Consider the following 1,066-nt stretch of genomic DNA (forward strand, 5'->3'; position numbering starts at 1 on the left):
GGCGGTCAGCTTGATCGCCGAAGTGACGAAATTGCCGTTGTTGACGATGTTGCCGTGGGTCAGCGTCGCGCCCTTGGGGGCTCCCGTGGTGCCTGAGGTGAACTGGATGTTGATGGCTTCGCCCGGCTTCAGCTTCTCAGAGATGCGGTCGAGGCTGTCATGCTCGTCACGCCCGGCCATGGCCAGCACATCACCGAAATTGAACATGCCGGGCGAGTTCTCGTCACCCATGCGGATGACGATCTTCAACGCCGGCAGTTTTTGTGCCTTGAGCTTGCCCGGCGTGGCCTTGGCGATCTCGGGTGCCAGCGTCTCGATCATGCCGAGATAATCTGACGTCTTGAACCTGGCAGCGGTGACCAGCGCCTTGCAGCCGACCTTGTTCAGCGCATAGTCGAGCTCGGTCAACCGGTAGGCCGGGTTGATGTTGACCAGGATCAGGCCGATGCGGGCGGTGGCGAACTGCGTCACCAGCCATTCCCAGCGGTTGGGCGACCAGATGCCGACGCGATCGCCCTTTGCCAGGCCCAGTGCCAGGAAGCCGGCGGCCAGCGCATCCACCGTGTCCGAAAGTTCGCTCCAGGTGAAGCGCTTGTTCTGGTCGACGAAGACGGCGGCGTCGAGCGTGCCATATTTGCTGACCGTCTCGGAAAACAGCGCGGGGATGGTCTTGTCGAGCAGCGGCACGCTGCGTTCGCCAGAGACATGCGCCCTACCATCGACGGGTGCGACGAAGACACCGCCCGCTCGCGCTCCGCGTCCGCGCAGATTGCTGGCATTCTTCAGCTCGTCGAGATTGACCGGCATCGCTCTCTCCTCCCGGGATTGGCCGAGCCTATCAGCCTGAGGGGGTGGTGAAAATCCCGGCGATAGTCGTGGCAGGGCAACGATCCGGCCCACGACGCTTCGGGGCCTTCGTTGGTTGATGAACATCAAACGCAAAAACCCGCCTGGGCGGCGGGTCACTGGCGCAAATCAGCACCATAGGTAAAAATGTAGCATAGCTGCTCTCACCAGTCAAGGAAATAATTCCTATACAGGAAAGCCCCGGCGCAAGGCTACCGAC

The 1,066-nt window shown here is 61.6% G+C and carries 2 protein-coding genes; both read right to left on the reverse strand.

All coding sequences use genetic code 11. The features are described from left to right. Positions 1-807, reverse strand: an 807-nt coding sequence (locus tag EN969_RS32555; RefSeq protein ID WP_164758731.1) for an AMP-binding protein, incomplete at its 3' end; no start/stop codon positions are given. A 31-nt stretch (positions 808-838) separates the two neighbouring features. Next, on the reverse strand, positions 839-1,066 hold a 228-nt coding region (locus EN969_RS35675), incomplete at its 5' end, for a hypothetical protein (RefSeq protein WP_206525303.1).

Source organism: Mesorhizobium sp. M7A.F.Ca.CA.003.01.2.1, from assembly GCF_003998945.1.
Classification (GTDB): Bacteria; Pseudomonadota; Alphaproteobacteria; order Rhizobiales; family Rhizobiaceae; genus Mesorhizobium; species Mesorhizobium ciceri.